Origin of the sequence: Paeniglutamicibacter sp. ZC-3 (assembly GCF_025847175.2) — a bacterium.
GTDB classification, from domain to species: Bacteria; Actinomycetota; Actinomycetes; order Actinomycetales; family Micrococcaceae; genus Paeniglutamicibacter; species Paeniglutamicibacter sulfureus.
On sequence record NZ_JAOYTG010000002.1, the window covers coordinates 137,149 to 156,615 of the forward strand.

10 protein-coding genes are annotated in these 19,467 nt (G+C 55.1%); 9 read left to right on the plus strand and 1 reads right to left on the minus strand.

Annotated features, from left to right (window positions below; translation table 11 throughout):
- The first annotated feature begins 27 nt into the window (after positions 1-27).
- From OIU93_RS03795 to OIU93_RS03810, 4 genes are all read left to right on the plus strand, one after another.
- A complete protein-coding gene (locus tag OIU93_RS03795; protein WP_264268746.1) occupies positions 28-1,059 on the plus strand; it encodes an L-idonate 5-dehydrogenase in 1,032 nt (343 codons plus the stop codon).
- Between the two features lie 968 nt (positions 1,060-2,027).
- Positions 2,028-4,766, plus strand: a complete 2,739-nt coding sequence (locus OIU93_RS03800) for a DUF3696 domain-containing protein (RefSeq protein WP_264268747.1) — start codon at positions 2,028-2,030, stop codon at positions 4,764-4,766.
- Positions 4,766-5,821 carry a hypothetical protein gene (locus OIU93_RS03805; RefSeq protein WP_264268748.1) on the plus strand — a complete coding sequence of 352 codons (1,056 nt, stop codon included), beginning with the start codon at positions 4,766-4,768 and terminating at the stop codon, positions 5,819-5,821. Before OIU93_RS03800 ends, OIU93_RS03805 begins: the two co-directional genes overlap by 1 nt.
- A gap of 238 nt (positions 5,822-6,059) precedes the next feature.
- Positions 6,060-6,383 (plus strand): hypothetical protein, encoded by a 324-nt coding sequence (locus OIU93_RS03810; protein WP_264268749.1) that lies wholly within the window; start codon positions 6,060-6,062, stop codon positions 6,381-6,383.
- A gap of 91 nt (positions 6,384-6,474) precedes the next feature.
- Here the strand turns inward: OIU93_RS03810 and OIU93_RS03815 are convergent, their stop codons facing one another.
- Positions 6,475-7,548 carry a DNA cytosine methyltransferase gene (locus OIU93_RS03815; protein ID WP_264268750.1) on the minus strand — a complete coding sequence of 358 codons (1,074 nt, stop codon included), beginning with the start codon at positions 7,546-7,548 and terminating at the stop codon, positions 6,475-6,477.
- A 161-nt stretch (positions 7,549-7,709) separates the two neighbouring features.
- Between OIU93_RS03815 and OIU93_RS03820 the strand changes: the two genes are divergently transcribed.
- Genes OIU93_RS03820 through OIU93_RS03840 form a run of 5 tightly spaced genes read left to right on the plus strand, consistent with a single transcriptional unit; the run spans position 7,710 to position 19,451 of the window.
- A complete protein-coding gene (locus OIU93_RS03820) occupies positions 7,710-10,532 on the plus strand; it encodes a DUF1156 domain-containing protein (protein ID WP_264268751.1) in 2,823 nt (940 codons plus the stop codon).
- Between the two features lie 7 nt (positions 10,533-10,539).
- Positions 10,540-13,932 carry a Swt1 family HEPN domain-containing protein gene (locus OIU93_RS03825; protein WP_264268752.1) on the plus strand — a complete coding sequence of 1,131 codons (3,393 nt, stop codon included), beginning with the start codon at positions 10,540-10,542 and terminating at the stop codon, positions 13,930-13,932.
- Positions 13,932-15,461, plus strand: coding sequence for an ATP-binding protein (locus OIU93_RS03830; RefSeq protein WP_264268753.1), 1,530 nt, complete (start codon positions 13,932-13,934; stop codon positions 15,459-15,461). The genes OIU93_RS03825 and OIU93_RS03830 overlap by 1 nt, the downstream gene beginning before the upstream one ends.
- On the plus strand, positions 15,454-16,440 hold the full coding sequence (locus tag OIU93_RS03835) for a PD-(D/E)XK motif protein (protein ID WP_264268754.1): 987 nt from the start codon (positions 15,454-15,456) through the stop codon (positions 16,438-16,440). Before OIU93_RS03830 ends, OIU93_RS03835 begins: the two co-directional genes overlap by 8 nt.
- Complete coding sequence (locus OIU93_RS03840) at positions 16,437-19,451, plus strand: Z1 domain-containing protein (protein WP_264268755.1); 3,015 nt, start codon at positions 16,437-16,439, stop codon at positions 19,449-19,451. The genes OIU93_RS03835 and OIU93_RS03840 overlap by 4 nt, the downstream gene beginning before the upstream one ends.
- Positions 19,452-19,467 lie beyond the last annotated feature (16 nt).

The following is a 19,467-nucleotide window of genomic DNA, read 5'->3' on the forward strand; positions in this document are numbered from 1 at the left end:
AGAGAGCAAAGAATCCAAGGAGTTGTAGTGAAGGCAGTAGTGGTGCACGGGCCCAAGGACCTGCGCGTGGAAGAAGTGCAGGAATCCCTGGTTGGTCCCGGGGAGGTGGCGGTGGATATCGCCTATGGCGGGATCTGCGGGTCCGACCTGCACTATTGGCAACATGGCCGCAATGGCTCCTTCGAGGTAAAGGAGCCGCTGGTCCTGGGCCACGAGGTGGTCGGGCGCGTGCGTGAGCTCGGAGAAGGCGTCACCGGATGGAGCGTCGGGGCTGCGGTGGCGATCCACCCGGCAACGCCGTGCCCCGAACCGGGGGCAAAACCAACGGGCATGCATCTGACCCAAGGTGGCACCTACCTGGGCAGCGCCAGCACCACTCCGCACACCCAGGGAGGATTGGTCGAGGTGCTGCACGTCCGGGCGCAACAGTTGCGCCGTTTGCCCTCAGGCCTGGACCTGCGCACTGCCGCGTTGGCCGAACCGCTGGCAATCGCCCTGCACGGGATCGACAGGGCAGCGGGCCGCATTGAGGGTGCTCGTTGCTTCGTCAGCGGCGCCGGGCCGATCGGCCTGCTGGCCGCGGCATTACTGAAACTGCGAGGTGCGCTATCGGTAGCGATTGCCGACCTGCAGCCTCGCGCTCTGGAAGTGGCCCGTTCCATGGGCGTCGAAGAGACTTTCAACATCGCCCAGGGACAAGGTCCGAAATCGCTCGGCTATGACGTGAGCGTGGAGGCGGCCGGCGCCGCTGCGAGTCTGCAGACGGTGTTGGATGCGACCCGTCGTGGTGGAACGGTGGTTCAGCTGGGGATCTTGCCCAAGGACAAGGTTTCGATCTCGCTTTCGGAACTCGGTCTGCGCGAGCTGACAGTGTTTGGTTCGCAGCGTTTCGAGACCGAGCTGGATGAAGCCGTTGAACTTCTGGCGCAGCACCCGTTCCTGGCTCAGGTCATCAGCCACGCCTTCCCGCTCGATGAGGCTGATACGGCTTTCGCCATGGCGCTGGACTCGGCCGCGTCCTCGAAGGTCTTGATCAACGTCGGCACGCTCGAAGCCTAATCATCGGAGGAGCTGCGCCTGCGCGGGCAGCCGGATCGACTCCCGTCTGTTGGAAACTTGCGTTTTTGGGTTGCCTAGGTGGTGTTGTAAGCGGGAACGAAGTGTTAGTGATCGGCGGCAGCGGTGCAAACATTACGGACTGGTTAATGGACGAGGGGTGCAAACGTGGTCATACGGACACCGCTCGCGACACTGCCGAGGACCTGTCCGGCGGCTGCATGAGGCCAAGATCTCGGTCCAGGCCGCGTGTTCGACCTGACCGACACCATCGCCCGCAACGAAACGGTCGACGGGTGTTGCGCGATTGGCATTGCCCGACACGAGCAGTCGACACACCAATCCCGCACTTGACCTGTTCTACGGCGTTCATTCTCGGTTTTAGCGGACCCGAGTGGCTGTACACCGGTATCCAGAGCGTGACGAACTATGGGGACGCAAAGGTAGCGGCATCTCACTGCGGAGCAGCCGTGAGTGCCCGCCCGGCTATTGCCAATTCTGCAGTCGTGCGGCTTTGGTGCAAGGACTTGCTGCAGAAGGAACCCGCTGCCTCCGCATTCTGCACCGATGGCACGGCTTGCAACAGTGACTACCCGTTCGGGCAAAATTTGGCGGACACCGGCCTGTCGAGTTTGCAACGCAGCCTGAAGCGCAGACCTGGTCGTAGGCTCAGTGCCGAGGTCTGAACTGACAAAAGGCATTCATTGGTGCTCGCCACGTGGCGCTCCTGCCGAAGGCGAAGAACGGCATGAGCTCGGGAACGATCGCTGATGAAACTGCCAAACGTTCCAACAACCGCCAGAACTGGCATTTATTTGGTCAAGTCGGGTCAAATGTACCGCGGCTGGAAGTTAGCCCGTTGAAGCTGAGGCAGGGCGAGACGGGAAGGCCTGGGCCGAAGGTGGTCCAGGCCATGGGCGCGTACCCAACGTAAGCTTCATTGTGCAAGCTCGTACTAGGAGAGGGTTCCCATGATCGACGACCGTCCAGATGAAGAAATCGCTTCCGCTTCCGACGGATTGGCCACAAAGCTCTTAGATATTACAAGAGGCGGAATGCCCGTCGACCAAGGAATCAGCCTTGCTATTCATTTGATCTTTCTTCGCTGGCATCTCTTGAAGATTGAGGGTGGGAGCGAAATTTGGAGTGAGATCGTTGTTCAGCCCGGGCGTGCGAAGGAATCTATCGAAAGGGTTCTGACGAGGACTCTTCACCATCCTCCCTGGAATGTTGCAGGAAACGGCGTTGCCCCTAAAGCTGTGTCGTCGATGTGCGCTGCAATTACGGATTCACTGACTGGCTCTACGGAACGATGCCTCGATCTACTTAGACAATCGTTTGAGGCCGTCTTGGGACTTTATCGAAAAAAGGAATCACGTGCGCTCGGTGAGTACATGGGACCAGACTCGATCGTTCGGCTGAGCGTAGCGATCGTCGGGCGACAATCTGCCTATATTGATCCGGCCAGTGGCTACGGAACAACTCTTCGCACTGCACATCTGGTGAACCCGCATGCGGAAATCACTGGATTCGACGTAAGCACGCACTCCCTGACTATCGCAGAAATGCGACTGCGCATGGTTGGAAAGACGCCTAACCTTTCCGCTGGCGACGCATTCGACTTGGCTAACGGACTTGAGAGTCGATTTGGCGGGGTCATTGTCCAACCTCCTTGGCATGCCATGGTCGATTCCGAGTCGATGGCTGGACGTGCAGAGCTGTTAGGCGCCGATCTTCCTGCACCTTCTTTACGAACAGATTTCGCATGGGTTGAATTGGCACTTTATCTATTGGCTCCAGGAGGACGCGCCGCGGTCTTCCTAACGCAAAGTTCGGCACGCCCGGTGAAGTGGCAACACAAGAGCCACAAACGCCTCCTCGAACTTGGCGCCATTGAGGCGATCATTGATTTTCCGCAAGGCGGCATGGCCGCAAGTACATCCGTTCCGACAACACTTTGGATTCTTCGTAAACCTGACGAAGATGCCAGGCGCTCCGACGTGCTGCTGGTCGACGCATCAACAATTGTCCACCGTGATCGGTTCTCTACTACGTTGAGCGACAATGACGTCGACCAATTAGCTGAAATTGTGGAGCTATGGCGGACAAAGCGCAACGTGGATTCGCCGGGGTACATAGCTAGGGCGTTATCTATAGCCGAGTTCGACCTGCAACGCAAAGGGATGGTCCCTGGTCTATATCTAGATGAAGCGCCGCAAGATGAAATTAGCCTTCCCGAGCCGCCCGAGCGGCTTATCACTAGGCTTGACATAAAAGGTTATAAGGCATTTTCTGAGCCAGTAAACATTCCTTTGGCACCGTTGACACTTGTCTACGGCGCAAACTCGGCTGGCAAGTCATCTGTCATTCAATCGCTTCTACTGTTGAAACAGTCTGTGGAATATGACCACCTGATTACACAAGGAATCTTGGCCGACGTAGGAAACTTTGAGGGAGTATCTAGCGGGCATCGGAACGAGGACATGGAGTTTGGATTCCAATACGGAGCGTTGCCCTCATGGATTGCGGACGCTGGTACTGCGGATCCTGCATCCCTTCGGGAGATAGGATTTACCTTTTCCTCACACCCCACTGAGACGTCTCCAACCGGCGCCCTTCGTCAAGTATCCATGTCATGGGGAGATCACAGAATCGCACTAAGGAGTACCTCCGACGGGCGCTTGCATCTACCATTGAATGCAGCGCAGCAAGTTATGACGGGGATAGCGTCCGGAAAAGTGTTGTTCCCTTTCGACGCATGGGCTGGCGAGGGGGACGACCCGGTTAAGTCGGCGCGTAACCTTAAGTATCGGCAGAATCGTGCAGCAGCGGCCGCCCGACAATTCGAGAAGATCGGTGAACGAGAGCTCACGATTGCCGCCAACGGATTGCTGCCTTCGGCAGAAGTCGAATATAGCAGAATCTTCCGGGGTTCCTATTCTGAACGAGAATTTTCGACAGCGACGACATACACGAACCGTCTTGCGCGGCTCATGGATGGTATTAGTTCGGAAGTACGCGCTCTCTTGGCGGGGATAAGCTACCTTGGCCCGCTTCGTTCGGCACCCAAACGATTTTATGACCGGGCATCCACGGGCGATCGACCGGGAGACGGTTATGAAACAGCAATGCTCCTCTTCAACAACGGCGTTATTGTCGACGAGGTGAATAAATGGCTAAGAAATTTGGACGTGCCTTATGAACTCAAAATGATTCCTGTCGAGCCGCAGGGAGGTCTTTCGTCGATCGTCGGTGATCTGGTAGTCATGGCGCTGACTGATACACGTTCGGGCGTACAGGTGACTCCTGCCGACGTTGGCTACGGTGTCAGCCAGATGCTCCCGATTGTCGTGACGCTCTTGGCCGAAACCGACTCTGTTGTGTGCGTCGAGCAGCCGGAGACGCATCTCCATCCGCGGCTTCAAGCGAGACTGGCGGACTTGTTTATCTCGTCGTCGTCCGACGAAGGGCAATCGAATCAACTCGTCGTTGAAACTCACAGTGAGCACCTCATGCTCCGAGTCCAGAGACGCATCCGGGAAGGTGCATTGTCGCCTGAAGACGTGGCAATTCTCTATGTCAATCAAGATGGATCTGGACAAGGCGAAGTTGTACGAATCCGGCTGAGCGAAGAAGGTGAGTTCCTCGATGAATGGCCGGACGGTTTCTTCGAGGAGCGGTTGAGCGAGATTTTCGGCGAGGACATCTGATGCTTGCCAAAATTGCCTTATCGTCGTCTGCCATCAAAGATCTATCGAAGGGTCCTCTCGCGCATCAGAAAAAGTACCATCGTGAGTTTACGGAGTTGCTGCTGAGGCATGGTGTTCTCGTTTTCGGGAGCGAAGAGGACAAGACGGCGTTTAGGAGGTCAATTCAGGATGGAGATGGGATTCCGATAGCTAGCCGTCAGGTATGGCAAGCGATCGTTGCGGAGTTCGAGGTCAAAAAGCGCTTGACGGTGATCTGCCCGCCAGGAGTTTCACAGTTTGCGAGCTTGACTTCGCTCAGCGATCTTTACGATGCGTGGAAGTATAAGACGAACATTGCTGTCGTCGGCGAAGAATTAGCACAAGCCATGAAACTGGATGAGCAGGAATCAGGGGTGCTTGAAGGGGCAGCTTTGGAGATTGCCACGTCCATCACCGTTTCTGAAGGCCATATCATTCGCTCTCTCGACGTCCTGGCGCGAGAAGGAAAGCTCAAATATGGTCAGAGTAGGGAGGCTTTCTGGCAGACGGTTCTAGAGCCCCTGGCCAAATGTACTCGCAACATTGTCATCACGGACAGGTACATCTTCGAGCGAATGTGGGACGAAGTCGATTGCGATACTTCTCGCGAGTCCCCGGAACATATTAGCTGGCTACTTGCGCGTCTCGACGCAACGCTTCTACCGCACGCATCCGTCAAGATTATTGCGCAGAGTCGACGGTCAGGCCAGCGAGGTAAGCCAAAGTGGGGGGCCCCGGAAACTGCTCGCATAGTATCGGACAAATGGCAAAGGGTTGAGCGGGGAAGTATTGAACAGGTTGAGATCGTCTTAGCGGAACCAAGGGGCGAACGACCTCACGATCGACATATACGGTTCGGCGATTTGGCGGTGATCGATATCAATGCCGGCTTTGACCGCCTTTGTGAGTTAACCGTCCGCCAGAAGGAGGGAATGAGGTGGTCATATGCGTACTCACCAGGGTCGATTAAGGATTATAAGACGGCTGCACAATCCTTGGAAGCCAGACCATCTTACAAGGAAGTGGTCATTCGCTAGTGGAAGTTTGCCAGAAGTATCCTGGAATTCACGAAGTTCCTCATCGCCATATACTAGGAATTATCCGTAGCCTTGGACGTTCACCGGACACGCGTCAACTTTGCCACCCGCAAGCCCCGGACAGTATGGTAATCCATCCGCAATTGCACCTGCGTTTGAGCGCCAGTCAAGTTGCCACTGAATGCCATCTTGAGACTAAACTTGTTGAATTCTGACCGATACCAAATGATGGAATTAGATGATTTCTAATCAGCCGGGTCTTTTTGACGCACCGGATACCCCGACCTCAGCGCCGCAACGAATTGAAGAGATGGTCATCAGTGAGCAGCAGGTCGAGTTGCTTCGCCAAGCGTTCGCTCAAGCGAAGATCGACGACATGGCTGAACGTCAAACAATCATCCAGAGTTGCACCACCCGCCCGATTGCCAATATCCGGCAACTCTATGCCCGTGAAGTTGGTGCCGTTCTGCGTCGAATCGCAAGCGTCAGCTCTGCGGATGTGGCTACAACAGGTTCTGCCTGGGACAACAGAGAAGAAGACACCTGGATTGACAAATTATAGTCCCGGTCTGGACCAATTTTAAGAAATCACATTTATTGAATTTCATCCTGGCGTTGCGATTTTCTACGTCCCATTGCAATCAAAGTGTGCGTCAGAATTGTTGTGCAAGTTGAGCACCGATAGCTTTACCGAGAGGTATAGGTACTGCATTGCCGATCTGTTTAGCGATTGCTGTCTTGGAACCAACGAACTTATGCGTCAAGGGAAATCCTTGCAATAGAGCAGCTTCGTAGTGAGTTATCGCCCGCATTACCTTAGGGTCCGGGTGTAAATAACGCCCCTTTTCCGGCTTGAAGAACTCGGTGCGTATGGTCACAGACGGTTTGTCTACGTGGAGCCTCCCCATAACGTCCGCAGAACCAGTTGTATGCTCTCGCCAGCACCGGGGAAGCAACTTGTCGGGTATGTTGAAACGATTCCCATCCTTCGGAATCGTTTCAAATCTATCTAGCGACAGCTGCGTATAGCGACGTCCAAGATGGAGCTCCCGAGATGTGAAGGGTCCGGCATAGGTTTTCCCCTGGAATTCGACAGAACGGTCGGTTGGAAGGTCGATCCCCTCCACATCGGTGGGTACACCGGCAAAGGCCTCACCAACTGTTAGATGCACTTTGTGTGTTGCCGTTGGAAAACCTGGAAATTGTAGATCTCGCCTATATCCGATGAGGACGGCTCTACGTCGGGCCTGAGGCGCACCGAAGTCCGCCGAATTGAGAATCTGGTGCTTGAAGGCATAATCCTTTAGGGCGCCATCCTCAGTGAGCGAGACAAACTCTTCGAATTGTGGCGAATTAGCGAAGGCTGCAACATTCTCGACTACAAAATACTTTGGAGTCAGGTGCCGGATAGTCTCTGCGTAATGCTTCCAGAGCGAGTTCCGCTCGTCCTCGGCGTCTTGCTTCCCTAAGGTCGAAAAGCCCTGGCAGGGCGGCCCGCCGACGATGATATCGATGTCACTCGGCAACGCGCCAGACTTCAGCCAATCCTGAATGGCACCTGCGTAAACGATTCCCGGTCCAAATGTGGCTTCGTAGGAAGCCGCTGCGGCTAAATCCATTTCTACGGCCGCCACACTTTTAAATCGGGTGGAAGCTTCGTGGAACCCAGCCGTCAAACCGCCGGCACCTGCAAAGAGGTCAAGGACTCGGATAGGCGTTTGTTTCATGTTTAACAATCATACGAGAAGGATCCTACAGGTACGTCCAGCCGCGCCATGGCCGGGAAAATGCGGGGCTGCCGTAGGATTCTAAGCAGATGATGAATGGTGGCCGAACTTGTGAATTCTGCTGCAAGCGGGCTCCAGAGGCGCAACGATTTTGGGATGTAATGGCAAAGAAGAAGCTCATAGAGGTGGCTCTGCCTCTAGATGCGATCAATAAACAGTCGGCTCGCGAGAAGTCCATCCGGCATGGGCATCCGTCGACGATGCACTTATGGTGGGCGCGGCGACCACTCGCGACGGCTCGAGCTGTATTGTTTGCGCAGTTGGTTGATGATCCTAGTGAGAATGCCGAAGAGTATCGCGCGGACGGGCTGCGGCAAGAAGAGCCGGATGTGGATGCATATATTGAGCGACGAGTGACCGCGGACCGCGAGCGGCTTTTTGACCTCATTGAGAGAATGGTTGACTGGGACAATCTAAGAGATGAGGCTCTCTTTGATCAAATCCGCGCCGAGATCATGCGGTCAACCGACGGAGAACCGCCTTCCATTCTCGACCCTTTTGCGGGCGGTGGAACAATCCCGCTCGAAGCACAACGGCTTGGCTTAGAAGCGCAGGCAAGCGATCTGAATCCCGTCGCTGTGCTCATCAATAAGGCACTGATTGAGATTCCACCCAAATTTGCAGACCAATCACCGGTGTTTCCCAATGCAGCAGAGCGCCAATTGCTTGCGTGGCCGAAAGCTACGGGGATTGCCGAAGACGTTCGCCGCTACGGCGAATGGATCCTCGATGAGGCCAACGCTAGAATCGGACACCTCTATCCGCAAGTGACTGTTGGCAACGGCTCCAAGGCCACAGTGATCGCTTGGATTTGGGCACGCACCGTAACCTGCCCAAATCCGGCTTGCGGCATCGAAATGCCGTTAGTGCGTTCGTGGTGGCTCGGCAAGAAGAAGGGGAAGGAAGCATACGTCATCCCCTCGGTAGTCGGTGGAAAGGTCGATTTTACAATCGGACATGACGCAGAACTTGCGCCATCGATGGCGAATGACGGAACTGTAGGTCGAACTGGCGCAACTTGTATTTCATGCAAAACTGCGGTGCCACTAGACTATATTCGCCAAAGAGGACGTGACCATGGCTTGGGTCATGCACTTATGGCGACCGTTGCTGAGGGAAACCGGAAACGAATCTACCTTGCACCCGATGAAATTGCGTGTGCAGCTGCTCAAATTGATGCCCCTGACGACGTGCCTCGTGGTGATCTTGCTGCGAATCCACGTGATTTTAAGACACCAAACTACGGCATGAGAACCTTTGCCTCGTTGTTTACTAACCGGCAGTTGGTTGCCCTAACGACGTTCAGTGATCTCGTCGTCGAGGTGCGAGACCATGTGTTCAAGGATGCAGTGTCATCCGGTATGCCGGAAGGCAAAAGCTTAGAACAAGGCGGCGGCGGGGCAACCGCGTATGCCGATGCAGTCTGCATTTACCTGGGGCTGGCAGTCGATCGTGTTGTTGATAGGCATTCGTCTATCACGACGTGGGACGCCAGCCCTTCAAAAGAACAGGTCCGGGGAGTCTTTGCTCGTCAAGCTATCCCTATGACGTGGGACTTCAGTGAAGCAAATCCGTTTGCGAAATCTAGCGGAGCGTTTGGTGAAAGCGTTGTGCAGCTTGCGCGAGCAGTCGAGCGCTTGCCAGCATCACGCGAGGGGAAAGCGGCTCAATCCGATGCGGCATCCCGAGCCTACGACAATGTGGTGATCTCTACCGACCCGCCATATTATGACAATATTGGGTATTCAGATCTATCTGATTTCTTTTATGTTTGGCTTAGGCGAACTCTGAAGACGGTCTTGCCTTCTCTGTTGAGTACTATGCTCGTACCAAAGACTGAAGAACTTGTTGCGAATCCGTATCGTCACGGTGGAAAAGATGGAGCTCGAGATTTTTTCGAGGATGGATTTGAGCATGTGTTTGAACATGCCCGAAAATCAGCTTCTGAAGACTATCCGATGACTGTATATTATGCGTTCAAGCAATCCGAATCAGATGCGGCGGGCACCGCATCGACTGGCTGGGAAACCATAGTTGGAAGTATGATCCGTGCCGGTTGGACAATCACAGCGACATGGCCGGTGCGCTCAGAACTCGGAAACCGGATGATTGCCTCGGGAACCAATGCTCTTGCATCGTCGATCGTGCTAGCACTTCGACCTCGGCCCGAAGAGGCGCCAATGATTGACCGGCGTGGTTTTCTCGCTGAACTTCGTTCAACGCTTCCAGAATCATTGCGAGTCCTACAGCAAGGCAGTATCGCTCCGGTTGACTTGGCACAGGCAGCCATTGGCCCCGGTATGGCAGTATTTTCGAAGTATTCTCGTGTCCTTGAACCTAATGGCCAAGAGATGCGCGTGCGTGACGCTCTCCGCCAGATCAACGCGATTCTGGACGAGGTTCTTGCTGAGCAGGAAGGTGACTTTGACGGTAATACCCGTTGGTGTCTAGCTTGGTTTGAGACGCACGCCTTCGACGTCTCTGCCTACGGGGAAGCAGAAACGCTTGCAAACGCGAAAAATGCTTCGGTCACGGGCCTCGCTAGAGCAGGCATAATCTCGAGCGGTGGCGGCAAAGTCAGACTCTTCGCGCCAGCGGAGCTTCCCGAAAATTACGATCCGCGCACCGACGATCGCATCTCACTTTGGGAAATCGTATTCCATATGGCTAAAGGTCTCGACGAAAAAGGGCTAGATACGGCTGGCCGCATTTTGGCCGCTGCCGAGGAACGAGGCCTGGACATGTCCGCTGCCCATGAACTTGCCTACCGTCTATATTCGATATGTGAAAAGAGCGGACTAACCAAACCGGGCATATTGTTCAATGCTCTTGGGTCCTCTTGGCCCGAAGTTCGTGCAGCAGCAAACACCAATTTAGTTTCACAGCCGATCTCCGAACAATTCGACTTCGAAAGTCTTGCCTGAAAGGTAGATGATGGCACTCTCCAATATTGACCGAGTTGGCGCGAGCCTTGACATACTGGCGGCTGCACTCGAGCCATTCATAGTTCGTGTTTTCTCCCAGCAGCTTCCCGAAGGCATCGACGATTGGACCGTCATCCTGGCCGCAAAAGACGGCATTGCGGGCAAACAGTACTCCCCGAGCGACCCACAAGTGCAATTGAGGGTCATCACAGAGCCTATGGGGAATCTAGGGTATGTGTTTAACGGTGTCTTGTCGCGAGGAGAACAGAACTTAGCCAGCGAGCTTCGTGGCGTGCGCGACAACTGGGCCCACCGAAAGCCATTCAGCGCCGATGACGCATACAGGGCTTTGGATACCATCGAACGGCTGTTGCGCGCGATTAGCGCAGCGGCGCCGGCCGACGACGTTCGTAAGTCTCGGCTTGATGTGCAGCGAGCCACTTATGCGGAAGAAACCCGCCGGGATACCCGGGCCGCATCAAAGATGCCTGAACTCAGGTCATCTGACCTTCTACCTTGGCGTGATGTGCTGAAGCCGCACGCTGACATTGCCTCGAACGATTTTGCTAGAGCTGAGTTCGCGGCCGACCTATATCAGGTGTCGACAGGCGCCGAAGTTGCGGCAGACTACAACGACCCTGTCGAGTTTTTCTCTCGCACGTATCTTACTGATGGGCTCAAAGGCTTGCTCACGCTAGCCGTGAAGCGTATCGGCGGTGACCCAAACGCAGCACCCGTCGTCAACCTTCAAACCACCTTCGGCGGTGGCAAGACTCACTCAATGCTTGCTGTCTGGCACTTGTTTGGGGGCAAGCCACTTACGGCCCATACACAGGGGCTTCAAAGTCTGCTGTCAGAGCTTGATACCGGTGTTATCGAGAGCACCGTCAGACGCGTCGCAATTGTTGGCAACGAGCTTTCCCCAGGCCAGAGTTGGCAAAAGCCCGATGGCACCGTCATACGAACGCTTTGGGGAGAGCTAGCGTGGCAACTCGGGGGTGCTGAAGGGTACGCCATGATTGCGGAATCGGATCGTACCGGCACCAACCCGGGTAGCGCCTTACGCGTCCTTCTAGCGAAGTACTCTCCGGCGTTGATTCTCATAGATGAGTGGGTGGCATATGCCCGAGGTCTTTACGGCGACGATTCGCTAATCGGTGGGACATTCGAAACGCAGTTCACGTTTGCCCAGCTGCTGACAGAAGCTGTAAAAGCCGTGCCCGGTGTGCTGCTGTTGGTGTCGATTCCCGCATCCGATATACGCCGTGACGACGATGGTCCTGTGGCTTCCGATCTCGAAGTGGGTGGAGCCAACGGACGCGCCGCACTTGAACGGCTTCAGAACGTGGTCTCGCGCGTGGCGCAGAACTGGACGCCCGCCTCGAGCACTGAATCATTCGAAATTGTAAAACGACGTCTGTTTCAGGAAGCAGACGCCGAAGCCCAACGGAAGATCGATGTAACAGTCGAGAAGTTCTTTGACTACTATGTCAAGAACATCGGCGAACTCCCCGGTGAAACGAAGGAACTGGAATACAAGTCTCGAATGAGGGCCGCATTCCCAATTCACCCGGAGCTTTTTGACAGGTTATATGGGGACTGGTCCACGTTGGAAAAGTTCCAACGCACGCGCGGCGTGCTTCGGCTGATGAGTGCCGTGGTGCATGGGCTGTACTCGGCGGGAGACGATTCACCACTCATTATGCCGGGTTCCATGCCGCTCGATTCGGCAGCGGTGCGTGACGAAATTACCAGCTATTTGGACGATGCATGGAAGGCAATCATCGACAAGGACGTCGATGGCGGGCAAGCCACGTCTGTACAGATCGACAAGGAAAAGCCCCTGTTTGGGGGACGGGCGTTGACACGGCGCATTGCGCGCGCGACGTTTATGGGTTCTGCTGCAACGCTGCAGACGCAGCATAAAGGAATCGAACGTAAGCGTGTTTTCCTTGGCGTTGCCATGCCCGGGGACACCATCGGAAACTTCGGCTCTGCAATATCCCTGCTTGGAGACCGATCAACGTACCTTTATGGGGACAAGGACAGGTACTGGTTTGATCGGCAGCCATCACTCAACCGCAAGGTGGTTGAACGCGCCGAATCATTCGCGGATGCAGATGTTTGGGCAGGAGTCATTGCGCGTATCCGGTCGGTTGAACCGCGGAACACTCCGGAATTTCCTGAAATCGTAATTGCCCCGACGGACAGTGTGGACATATCCGAGTCGGACGACGTCCGACTGGTGATCGCCCATCCTCGATACACCCATGATGCTAAGGGCAAAGGATCAGCCGCCCAAGGGTATGCCGAAACGCTCGTGACCCGACGTGGGACCGCACCGCGTGTCAACGCAAACACCTTGGTCGTACTTGCCGCTGACAGCTCTCGATGGCCGGAGCTAGAGACTGCCGTGCGGCATCACCTTGCATGGAGCGACATCATGCGGGACAAAGACGTCCTCGACCTGACCCAGGGCCAGGTCGCCGAAGTTCGACGTAAGATCGATGCGTACAACGGGACAGTTGGGCAACGAATCCGTGAAACCTGGATCTGGGCGCTTTACCCGGAACAAAATGATGGTAGTCAGCCCTTCCGTATCGCCTCTTCGAAGGCGGATGGCGCAACGGACTCCGTAGCTCGTCACGTCGGCGAGAGACTGCGCAAAACGGACGTCGTGATTATTCAGTCGTCACCGCAGTCGATCGCGCTGGAACTCAGCAACCATCTACGCAGTCGGTGGAACGATGGACGTGTCCCTGTAAGTGACTTGTGGGAGTACCACGCCCGTTATCCCTACCTGGCGCGATTCCGCGACAAAAAGGTGCTGCTTGATGCTATTCAAGCCGTGTTCGACGATCCTGCCTGGCAGAGCGTTGGGTTTGCGCTGGCCGATGGCTACGAGGCTGCCACGGGCGACTTTTCGGGCCTACGAGTGCCTCTCTCTGATCAGGCACCGCCCGGTATCGCGGACTCCATGCTGTTGGTTAGCCCTGCGTTGGCGCTCGCACAACGAGAGCGCGAAGTTAAGACCAATACCGAGGCAGCAGAAGACGGCACGGGAAGTGGTGACGAAGGTGGTCGGGAGGAGTCGCGAGCGAGAACGCCAGCACCGCCAACTGGAGGCGGAGGAAATCGGGTTCCTGGTCCGCCAAGCATTCAGAACGCACGGTATTCCGGCGCAGTTGATATCAATCCGACAGGTGACATCTCAGCGCAGCTCAAAGTCTTGGCCGAGGAATTGCTAGTTCATCTTCAGAATGCCGAACCTGAAACGTTCGAGATCAGGGTAGTCATTGATGCCGATAAGCGAACGGGCTTCACCGACGGCGTGGTTCGAACTGTCCGGGAAAACGGATCCAGTTTGGGGCTGAGCACCAACAGATTCGGATCAATCTGATGAATCCGGATGAAGTTCTAGTCACACGAGTCCGCGAGTTTACTCCGGATGCGTCCATCGCGGCAGCTGTGGGTCGCCATCATACGTTCGAAACAGCAATCGCAGACTTGGTGGACAACAGCATCGATGCAAAGGCAACCAGAGTTCTGCTGCGATTCCTCGAAAAGGACGGAGCAGTTGTAGGGCTTCGTGTCATGGACAACGGTTCTGGAATGGACGCAGAACGGCTTGACGATGCCATGACCTTTGGGCGCAAGCGGAAGTACGGACCCGGCGCCTTGGGACACTTCGGGCTTGGCCTCAAAGCTGCATCCCTCAGCCAAGCAGATGTCTTGCGCGTCTACTCACGGCAGCTGGGAAGTATGCCAGCCGGACGGAGCATTACATCCAAATCGCCGACCTCAGTGGCAGACCTGAACGACGACCACGTCGAGTCAGTTCTCAACAGCCTCGCCGCAGATTTCTTGATTGAAAGTGGGACGGTGATTGAATGGGCAGAGCCCCGGACCTTCCTCAGAAGCCTGGATACAGGGGACAGATCGAGATGGCTTGACGAACGCATTACATCAGTTATTTCGCACTTGGGGACCGTGTTCCACCGCATGATTTCTGCTGGCGCGATCGAGGTGACTGTCGACGTCTTCGACTTGGACTATAACGAATCAGGACCGCCGCGCGCCGTTACTGCCATCGACCCGTTCGGTTACGAGTCACTGCCGAATGATGAGTATCCAACCGACTTGAAATTCTCCGTGGACGATTCAGAACACAGCGGCAGGGCCCATATCTGGCCAGCAGCACAGTCTGGTCGTGCGGAGTACCGGTTGGGAGGCAAACCCGGCTCTCTCGCACAAGGATTCTATTTTTACCGCTTCGATCGGTTGTTGCAGATTGGTGGATGGAACACGCTCACCGTGAGCAAGCTCGAACTCGAGTACGCGCGGATTGCCATCGATGTCACGGAAAAGTTGGAAAAGCATGTAACCATAAATCCAGAGAAAGCAGGGCTCGAACTCGATTCGGATTTAAAGCAAGCGTTACTCGAGGCAACAATCGGTCATTCCCGGATCTCATTCGGCGATTACCTTGAGAAAGCCATCGGCGATAGGCGAGAATCGCGGAAATATACCAAGCGACCAGTCACTTTGGTTGAGCCCTCACGAGGATTTGGTTCCGACCTACTCGAGGCTTTCGAGTCAACGGTTGAATTCCATAGTTCGAAACCCATTGACATCAGATGGAGGGTCGAATTCCTGGAAACACCCCTGCACGTAGACCTGGAAAATCGTACTATCTGGCTCAACGAACAGTACAGGGGGCTGATTGCAGGTCCAGGCTCCATGGATGCGGCGGACGCGCCGTTCGTCAAGACACTTTTGGTGCTCGTTTTTTCCAAGTATTTCGAAGGCGCTCATCTCGGTGCCCGGGAGAAAGCTGAACTGGGTGCCTGGGAAGAGTTGTTGACAGCGGCGTTGCGGGACCAGATTGCCCGGGAAGCCTTGAACATGGGGGATGAAGCGAATGAGTGATCCGGGTACTGGCAGAAACCATCTGACTCCTGAGACAGTAGAGGACTATTTCACCGCGGGCGTCGCTGCGGCTTTTTCAATCAGCGACAAAGTTGACGCAGTACTTGAAATAGATCCATCCCATCAGGAAATTCGATTAGTGAGTCCCGCAGCCGGCGCTGATCCCGACGTGACAGCGTATGAGCGCATCGCCGTTGAACGCATAGGAATAGTCGGTAAACACGGTGATTGGTTCCGCTTAGTCGTTGACGCAACAAGGATGTATTACGAAGCGTATATCCTCATCGAGTCGATCGTTGACCAGTTGGAGAGTGGGGCTTCGTTCAGGCATGCGGTCTCCGAGTCACTTTCCGGGCTTAGAGGCCTACTTGCTGGTCGGCGGCGTCTTTCGGACGAGAAGGAAGCCGGTCTCATCGGTGAGCTCCTGGTTCTCGGTCACGCCATCGAGCACAGCGGGGAGGAATCGGCGCTTGACGCGTGGCTCGGACCGCTATCCGAGGAACATGACTTCGGCCTTGATGGCTTTGATGCGGAAATAAAAACAACCAGGTCCGAGGGACGCAATCACATTATCGGTAGTGAGTCCCAACTACAACCGGCACCAGGGCGTCCCCTGTACCTTGTATCAATCCAGATCACCCTTGCAGGCGCGGCTGCCGGCGGTTTTACCCTCTCGGACCTTATCGAGACGACTCGAGGCATGCTGGAGAACTCTCGTCGCACCTTTGACGCAGCGTTGCAGAGAATTGGTTGGGCTGACGGTGATGCAGACATGTACAGGACCAAATTCCAATTGCGGTCGAAGCCCAGGGCCTTTCTCGTAAACCCTGAGTTTCCTGCGATCACCGGGGCACGACTTGATCAGGTTGTCCCTCAACGTGGATTTATCAGTGCAGTCTCATATCGTATTGATGTAAGCCATTTACATTTCGAGATGCTCCCCGCGCCATTTGCCGACTTTTGTGAGGACCCTTCATGAACCATCCAGTTTCTGAAATCGAAATCGCCATCAAATCTGCATTCGACGGTATGCGCGAACTCGGGCCCGCAAAGCTCCTGTCCCGCGTGAATGTGGTACTTGACGATTTCGGCTTGGAAGCGGGGGAAGACGATGTGGTTACGTCGATCTTGGATGGTGACGGCAACTCGATGGCCAGAAAAGCGGCGCACATGTGCCTCGCAAAATGGGATTCGCAGGTCGACGCATCCTGGGCGGGCGACACCGAGCCGCAGACCGCAGAGCGAAGGGTGCTGGTCTTCGACAAGCTTGGGCTGGGAATTGAAAGCCGTGAACTCCTTGACGAAGCGTTTCCGAGTGTGGCACAGCGCGACATAGTCATCGCTGATCCCGGCCCGTGGGATCCCTGGTATACGAACGAGCGCAAGAATGCACACGATTTTTACTGGCATGCGTACCGTGGCGTTCTTGAACGGAGCTCATGGAAACCAGACGCCATTGCAAACCTGGACGTATCGACATCCGAAATCATAGGGCGCCTTGCTGACCCGACCGGAGAAACGTCTTACCAGTCACGGGGCCTCGTTGTCGGATATGTGCAAAGCGGAAAAACGGCTAACTTCACCGGGATCGTGGCCAAGGCAATTGATGCGGGTTACAGGCTGGTAATCGTCCTAACCGGCACTATTGAATTACTTCGGGGCCAGACTCAGCGGCGCCTCGATATGGAGTTAGTTGGCGAAGAGAACATTCTTGGAGGTCGGGATCGCAATAACGCCGATGCCGTGCGAGGCGTTGACTACATTGGTGACGGGGACTCGGATTGGGTCGACGGGAAATTCCTTAAGCATGGAATCGACATCAATTCGCAACATGACATTCCCGCGATCAAACGGCTCACCACGGCTTCAGGCGATTACCGGGCATTGAAAGCCGGCCTCGATACACTTGATTTTCGCCGTGCTGGGGAACTCAAAGACCCTCACAAGCCGCTCTATGACCCCATTAATCTTTTTGGTGCCGACGTGCGCCTGGCCGTGGTCAAGAAAAACAAATCAGTTCTCGAAAAGCTGCTAAGGGACCTCCACGACGTCCACGCATCCTTGAAAGAGATTCCGGTCCTGATCATCGATGATGAAGCTGATCAAGCCTCAGTCAACACGACAAACCCGAACAAGTCGAAGACAACGGAGGAAAAGCAACGTACTGCTATCAACGGGCTAATCTCGCAGATTCTTCGCGAGATGCCGCGTGCGCAGTACATCGGATACACGGCTACGCCGTTCGCCAACGTCTTCGTGTCACCGGATGACTCCGTAGATATTTTTCCGAGTGACTTCATTGTTGCCCTTGAACCTGCACCCGCATACATGGGAGGAAAGCAGATCCATGATCTTGAACGGTTGCCTGACGACGAACCGATCACAGCGACGAATTCAAATGAGAAGGCGCACGTACGGAATCTCTTTGCGGCCAATGATGACGACGAGCGGGGCGAAATCCTTGAGGCCTTGGATTCCTTTGTCCTGTCTGGCGCCATCAAGCTGTGGCGTGCAACCAAGGATGCTGAACTAAGATTCAGGCATCATACAATGCTCGCACATCAGTCGGTTAAGCAAGCGGAGCACAAGGATCTGGCTGAACTTATTCGCGATGTGTGGAAGACAGCGGCGTACAACTCCCCGTCAGGTCTTTCACGCTTGAGAGCCCTATTCAACGAGGACTTCGTGAAAGTCCATGGGGCCCGCGACGACTGGGGAGCCGACATGCCACCGGCTTTCGACGAGCTCAAGAAATACATTGGCGAAGCGATCAACCTGATCACTGCCGCAGGTGATCCCGTGGTAATCGTTAACGGATCGCGGGAAAGCGACTACAAAGCAATGGACTTTGCGACGGGTCGGTACTGGAGAGTGATGGTCGGCGGCGCGAAACTTAGTCGCGGATTCACCGTCGAAGGACTCACCGTTACCTACTACCGCAGACGAGCTAACGCTGCCGACACACTGATGCAGATGGGCCGCTGGTTTGGATATCGTCCAGGCTACCGCGACCTCGTGCGTCTCTACATTGCCAGAGATGTTGTCGACGCACGAGGCAAGACCTATGACTTGTATGACGCGTTCACGGCCATTATTCAGGATGAGGAGGCCTTCAGAACGCAGCTGCGGAAATTCTCCAAAGTAGACGAAAATGGCCGGCCCGAAGTCCGACCGAGAGACGTACCGCCACTGGTATTTCAGCAACTTCCCTGGCTCAAGCCAACGGGGGCCAACAAGATGTACAACGCTGTGCTCGATTTCGAAGGCGACGGCGGCGAGCTCCGTGACTTCCCACGTCAGTGTGCTCGTGGAGACGGCTCTGCAAATTCTGTTCACTTTGAGGCGGTCAGCGACTGGCTAGGTCAGCTGGGGGAATCTACAGAGTTTGAATACATGGATGGCAGCATCGGTGGGAATCCAAAGATCAAACCTTTTGACGCGCGTGTAGCAATCGTCTCTGCAGCCGATGTCTACATGGCGTTAGAGAAATTTAGTTGGACAGACGGATACTCTTTTGCTCCCACTCTCCGGTTCATGAAGCAGGCGATGAACAAAGGGGAACTGGTGGATTGGGCGGTGTTGGTTCCGCAGTTGAAGGGAATCGCCACACGCGAAGTTTCTGGACATGAGGTTCAGATCCTGAGTCGAACGCGGCGAGACGGTACACGTGGAGGATTCTCCGGTAGCTCGTTCCGGCAGCGTGATGCCATTGAACGGATCGCTGGTAACGTTTCTGCGGCTGGCGGGCCAGAAGCTATAAAGCTAAATACACCAACGCGTGGTGCGATGCTCCTGACTTTCTCAGCGGATCCCATCTCGCTCGTCAAAGCGGAAAGAGAGCCGAAGCTACTACAAGATCCGATTTCGACCGGGGACGTGGCAACACTTTTCTCTTTGGCGGTACCGTATCTCTCAGCACCACGTGGACGGATTGGGTTCCGGGTACTGGACGCTTCTAAACAGGATTCAGCAATCATTGACGCCCTGTAAGAGACACGTTTTCTCC

Coding starts and splice junctions, on each gene's coding strand:
- OIU93_RS03800 (WP_264268747.1), top strand. CDS start 2,028: ATGATCGACGACCGTCCAGATGAAGAAATCGCTTCCGCTTCCGACGGA.
- OIU93_RS03805 (WP_264268748.1), top strand. CDS start 4,766: ATGCTTGCCAAAATTGCCTTATCGTCGTCTGCCATCAAAGATCTATCG.
- OIU93_RS03810 (WP_264268749.1), top strand. CDS start 6,060: ATGATTTCTAATCAGCCGGGTCTTTTTGACGCACCGGATACCCCGACC.
- OIU93_RS03815 (WP_264268750.1), bottom strand. CDS start 7,548: ATGAAACAAACGCCTATCCGAGTCCTTGACCTCTTTGCAGGTGCCGGC.
- OIU93_RS03820 (WP_264268751.1), top strand. CDS start 7,710: ATGGCAAAGAAGAAGCTCATAGAGGTGGCTCTGCCTCTAGATGCGATC.
- OIU93_RS03825 (WP_264268752.1), top strand. CDS start 10,540: ATGATGGCACTCTCCAATATTGACCGAGTTGGCGCGAGCCTTGACATA.
- OIU93_RS03830 (WP_264268753.1), top strand. CDS start 13,932: ATGAATCCGGATGAAGTTCTAGTCACACGAGTCCGCGAGTTTACTCCG.
- OIU93_RS03835 (WP_264268754.1), top strand. CDS start 15,454: ATGAGTGATCCGGGTACTGGCAGAAACCATCTGACTCCTGAGACAGTA.
- OIU93_RS03840 (WP_264268755.1), top strand. CDS start 16,437: ATGAACCATCCAGTTTCTGAAATCGAAATCGCCATCAAATCTGCATTC.